This is a genomic window from Streptomyces sp. NPDC059455 (genome assembly GCF_042750115.1).
GTDB lineage: Bacteria > Actinomycetota > Actinomycetes > Streptomycetales > Streptomycetaceae > Streptomyces > Streptomyces endocoffeicus.
The window spans coordinates 13,159-18,062 of sequence record NZ_JBHYVB010000218.1 but is presented as its reverse complement, the minus strand read 5'-3'; the positions used below and the strand labels follow the sequence as shown (position 1 = coordinate 18,062).

General features: G+C 69.1%; 5 protein-coding genes. 1 reads left to right on the top strand and 4 read right to left on the bottom strand.

Annotated elements, in window-relative coordinates; genetic code table 11:
• Positions 1-84 precede the first annotated feature (84 nt).
• Together ACFXB5_RS44930 and ACFXB5_RS44925 are read right to left on the bottom strand one after the other, a co-directional pair.
• The gene (locus ACFXB5_RS44930; protein ID WP_164430298.1) at positions 85-399 is read right to left on the bottom strand and encodes a hypothetical protein; all 315 of its coding nucleotides are present in this window, start codon (positions 397-399) and stop codon (positions 85-87) included.
• 133 nt (positions 400-532) lie between these two features.
• Positions 533-2,920 carry an immune inhibitor A domain-containing protein gene (locus ACFXB5_RS44925; RefSeq protein ID WP_385219653.1) on the bottom strand — a complete coding sequence of 796 codons (2,388 nt, stop codon included), beginning with the start codon at positions 2,918-2,920 and terminating at the stop codon, positions 533-535.
• 319 nt (positions 2,921-3,239) lie between these two features.
• Here ACFXB5_RS44925 and ACFXB5_RS44920 point away from each other — a divergent pair, with 319 nt between their 5' ends.
• Positions 3,240-3,521, top strand: coding sequence for a hypothetical protein (locus ACFXB5_RS44920; protein ID WP_385219651.1), 282 nt, complete (start codon positions 3,240-3,242; stop codon positions 3,519-3,521).
• A gap of 12 nt (positions 3,522-3,533) precedes the next feature.
• Here the strand turns inward: ACFXB5_RS44920 and ACFXB5_RS44915 are convergent, their stop codons facing one another.
• Both ACFXB5_RS44915 and ACFXB5_RS44910 read right to left on the bottom strand, forming a co-directional pair.
• Positions 3,534-4,040 (bottom strand): RDD family protein, encoded by a 507-nt coding sequence (locus ACFXB5_RS44915; protein WP_385219649.1) that lies wholly within the window; start codon positions 4,038-4,040, stop codon positions 3,534-3,536.
• Between the two features lie 117 nt (positions 4,041-4,157).
• Positions 4,158-4,742: an RDD family protein gene (locus ACFXB5_RS44910; RefSeq protein ID WP_385219648.1), complete on the bottom strand. Its 585-nt coding sequence runs from the start codon at positions 4,740-4,742 to the stop codon at positions 4,158-4,160.
• Between the last annotated feature and the right edge of the window lie 162 nt (positions 4,743-4,904).

Sequence of the window (4,904 nt, the reverse complement as noted above, 5' to 3'; positions counted from 1 at the left end):
GGTCTGGGGCGGAGCCCCAGTTGCGGGAAGGGGCGGGTAGGGGAAAGCAGCCCGCCGCAGGCGTCAAGGCCCCTCGGACACCCCCTACGAGGCCGGGGCCGGGGGTCTGAGGAGGGCGGCCATGGGATGCCAGAGCTCCCCTCCGCGGTCCGGCGCGGCGCGCCAGACCACCCCGTCGGGATGGTGGAGCACCGCCGTCACCTCGTCGGGTGTCGGCGGCGCGGTGTTGCCGCGCAGATAGACAGCGCGGAGCCCGAGATTGCGGAGCCTGGTCAGGGCTCGCTGGCGGTTCGCGGCGTGTACCAGTACGCGGACGCCGCCCTCGCCCAGTGGGCGCGGCAGCGTCAGTGCGACCACCACACTGCCGCCCGGCAGCTTGGTAAATCCTCCGTCGGCCATTGCGGGTCATGCCCCCGTGAGACGTCGTGTCAACAAGCAGGTCGTAGGGGCATCTAAACGCTAACGGCCGCCGCCCGCTAGGGGGCGACGGCCGCTACCGCTCCGACCTGCGAAAACGCAGACTGGTGTGGATCTAGGAGGCGGACGGTCCGACCTGGACGGTCATCGTCGAGCCGCCCGGGAGCTCCTTGAGGATCTTGATCCGGGTGTTGGTGTCAGCAATCTTGACACTGCCGGTCGGGTTGCTCTCGTCCCAGTACGTACCCTTACGGTCATCGAAGACCGGGATGCCCGGCTTCGGCTTCACCTTGGCGGCCTTGCCGTCGTTGTGCAGCGTGAAGCCGTCCGAGGGGAGCCGGCTGAAGGGCGAGTCGTACGCCTGGATCCGGTTGCGCATCAGCTTGCCGTCCGCCCACTTCTCGGCGGCGGGGTGCGCGTCGATCGGCAGGATCAGACCACTGCCCGGGTGGACGCCGACGTTGTTGTCCGGCTGCGAGGTGTCCCACTGCCAGATCAGCAGCCCGTTCTGGTACGGGAAGTGCTCGACCCAGTTGGGCCGGCTGGAGGCCCAGCCGAAGTTGTACGGGCCGGTCTTGAGGGTGGTGTCGTACGACACGTACTGGCGGTTCTCGGCGAGGTAGTACTGCGGGTAGTCCTTGGTGAAGGAGCCGCCGATGCGCGAGAAGCCCTTCGCCGTCCAGCCGTTGTCGTCGCCCTCGGCGCCGTCGCTGAAGACCGGGGAGCCGTCCGCGGTCAGGGTGATCGCGTCGGCCGCGAAGCCCTTCTGCGCCACACCGCCGTCGGTCTGGTAGCGGAAGCGCAGGTCGATCTTCTTGCCCGCGTAGGCGTCCAGCGGGAAGGAGAGCTTCTTGTACGCGCCCGAGGTACCGGTCAGCGCGGGCTTGTCACCGGCGTCGCGCGGGATGGCCTTGCCGTCCGCGGTGCCGTCGACGGGCGTCCAGTTGGCGCCGCCGTCCGTGGAGACCTCGGCGTAGAGGTAGTCGTAGTTCTCCTCGATGTCCCACCAGCCCTGGAGGTCCAGGCTGGCCTTGGACTTACCCGTGAGGTCCACCGACCGGGTGAGGGTGTTCTTGAGGTCGTCACCCATTCCGCTCCACCACTGCTTGGAGCCCTCGGCGGGGGCGACCACCTCGGTGGTGACGGCCTTGGCGGGCAGCTCGACCACCAGCGCCTGCTTGTTCTTGGTGTTGTACTCGGCCACCCCGAGGGTGTGGGTGGACTTCTTACCGGCCTTGGCCGAGGCGTAGTTCAGCCAGCCCAGCTGGAGCTTGTCCCAGGCGTTCATGTCGCCGGGCAGATCGCCGATGGCGTCCTTACCGGTGCCGAGCCAGGATCCCGCGGACATCAGCGACCAGTAGGCGACGGACGACTCCCCCTTGCCGGTGGTGTCGTACTCGTCCGGCAGGCCCAGGTCATGGCCGTACTCATGGGCGAAGACGCCGAGGCCGCCGTTCTCCGGCTGCATCGTGTAGTCGCCGACCCAGATGCCGGTGTCGCCGATCTGCGTACCGCCCGACTTGTTGTCGCCGGGGCCGGACTTGCCCGCGTCGGTGCCGTACGCGTACCAGCGGTGCGCCCAGATGGCGTTCTCGCCCTGGACCCCGCCGCCCGCGGACTCGTCCTCACCGGCGTGGACGATCTGGAAGTGGTCGATGTAGCCGTCGGGCTCGTTGAAGTTGCCGTCGGCGTCGTAGTCGTAGCGGTCCCACTGGTCGTACTTGGCCAGGTCCGCCTTGATCTGCGCGTCGGTGCGGCCGGCCGCCTTCTGGTCCTTGGCCCACTGGTTGACGCCGTCGCGGATCAGGTCCCAGGCGTTGGCGCAGTTGGTGTCGCCGCAGTAGTTGGAGCCGTAGCGGGCCTCGTTCCAGTCGACCTTGACCCAGTCGGAGACCTCGCCGTCCACCGAGTAGCGGCCCGAGGACTGCTTCTCGTAGTACTTCTTCAAGGACTCCTTCTTCTTGTCCTTGGAGAAGTAGAGGTCCTGGAAGTGCTGGCGGTTGTAGTCCTTCTGCCAGGCCGTGCTGTTGTCGTCGGCGCGGTCCGGCTGGGCGATGGTGTTGTGCGCCGGGCCCGGGTCGCCGCCGTACTTCTTCACCGGCGGCTTGGGGCCGTCCCCGTCCGGGTCGTACATGGTGGTGTCGTCCACCTTGTCGCCGAAGTCGACCAGGATGGTGAAGATCTTGTCGGTCTTCTCCCGGGCCAGCTCGACGTACTTGCCCTTGCCGAGCTTCACGACCTTGGACGCCCCGCGCGTGGTCGCCTTGGCGTCGCCGGAGATGACCTGACGCAGCGCCTCCTGGCGCTGCGCTTCCCGCTGCTTGCTGTACGGACCTTCGAGGTCGTGCTGGACATCCGTCTTCGCGGGCGCCGGATCGTGGCGCTCAACACGCGTAGACGGTGCGTCCGCCTGAGCCATGCCGGTCGAGAGTGCCGCCGCTCCGAGCGCGGCCACCACTGCGGCTATGGCGGCCGATCTGGCCGTCCTCCGTTGGCTGTTCACTCGCTCAGTCCTCCCCTTTCCACACCAGTGCCGGACATTTGACCGGAGTGGCAGGAGAAAAGACAGACCTTGACTTGGACTGATGAGACAAGTACGTTCTGCGATCCCGACGTTCCGTTTAACGGACAGCAACGGGCGCGCTATGCACGCCGGTTGGCACACCCGATGATTCCGTGCGCCCCCTGTGCAACAGCGCCGTGGGTGAGGTCACGCTTACTTCCGTTCCTCACGGGCATGCAGGACCGTAGAGTCAGGACTGACGGTGCACATCAGCCTGACTCTTGCCCCCTGCATATCGCCCCCGAGGACGGATCCCGCCATGCCGCGTCCGACTCCTGCACAGCTTGCCTATGGTTCGGCCACCGTCGTTCTCTCGACCTTCGCCATGCTGCTGCTCTCCCAGACCCGATCGGGGCTCGGGGTGGCGGTGGTGACCGTGGTCGGGCTGGTTCTCGGGCTCCTCGTCGCCGTCACCGTGCCGGTGGCCCGGGCGTCCCGCCCCGGCCGCACCGTCCGTACCAGCCGCACCGTGGCGGGGTCCGGACCGGCCGACCCGGCGCGGGCGCACGCCCGGGCGCACGCCGACTCACTGCACGGCTGACACCCGGCCGACTCACTGCACGGCTGACACCACGACGGTCCGCGCGGCCTTGTCGTGCAGACAGCGCTGGAGCGGCTTGTCCCACAGCAGTGAGGCCGAATTGACCAGCCAGAAGACCGTGCCGACCAGCAGCGGGATCAGCATCCCCGGCAGGACGTAGACCGCCGCGCGGACCCAGCCCTGACCGGCCGGCACATTCCCGTCGGACAGCATCGCCACCCGGATGCGCAGCGCCTTCTTGCCGAGCGTCTGTCCGCTGCGGGCCAGCATGACGCCCTCGTAGCCGAAGTAGAGCGCCATCGTGATGATGAGCGCGAGGGTCACCTTGCCGATGTCCTGCTCGCCCGGGTGGTCCATCGTGTACTGGAGCGCGCCGGTCGCCGTGAGCGCCACCGTCCAGATCGCGCCGAGGATGACGATGTCGATGAGCCGGGCGGTGAAGCGCTGACCAGGGGTGGCCAGCGGGGGCATCCCTGGGGGGATCACAGGCGGGGGCGAGGACAGCGGGTCGGGGGCCATGCCCCGATTACATCAGCGCGCCGAGCGGGCCGGAAGCTCAGGGTGGCTCCTCCGGGGTCTCCGGGTGACTCCTCGGGGGCAGGGCGCACCTCGGAGGGGCAGGGCGCACCTCGGGGATCAGGGCACGGCCGAGACCACCAGTGTCTTGGCCGCCTTGTCGTGCAAGCACTGCCGGTAGGGCCGGTCCCAGGTGCACCACAACACATTGATCAGCCAGAAGAGGAAGCCGCAGCAGGGCACGATCTCGGGCAGGGCGTACACCCCGGCGCGCAGCCAGCCCGCCTGGCCGGCCGGCGGCTGGCCGTTCTCCAGCATGGCGACCCGGATCTTCATCGCCTTCTTGCCGACGGTCTGGCCGTCCCGGGTCAGCATCAGCCCCTCGTAGAGGAAGTAGACCAGGACGTAGACCAGCGTGACGGTGGTCGAGCGGGCGCTGCCCTCGATCGGATCGTAGGTCCCGGCGATCGCGGTCACGACGAGCCCGACCGGAATGCCGATGAGCAGCGCGTCGATGATCCGGGCGATCAGACGGCGGCCGAGGTGCGCGAGCGGGGGCATCCCGGCGTACGGCTCGGGCCCCGCGGTCTGGTCCCCGTGGTCCCCGTACGGAGAGCCGTTCGCACGCGGTTGTTTCGCGAACGGATCGCTGCTGTCCCGGTCCCGGGGCTCATCCGGCCCGGGCGGCGGCTGGTCGGTGCTCATGGCCCGAGTCGACCCCGGAGCCGGGACTGTCGCATCCGGCGCGCCCCGTTCGGGCGACCGGGATCGTGCATTGGCCCCCCCGGCGGCGGCCGGTTGTGTGGGGGGGGGGGGGCGGCGGGGGCCCGCGGCGGCCCCGCCGCCCGCCGCGCGCGGGGCGCGCCG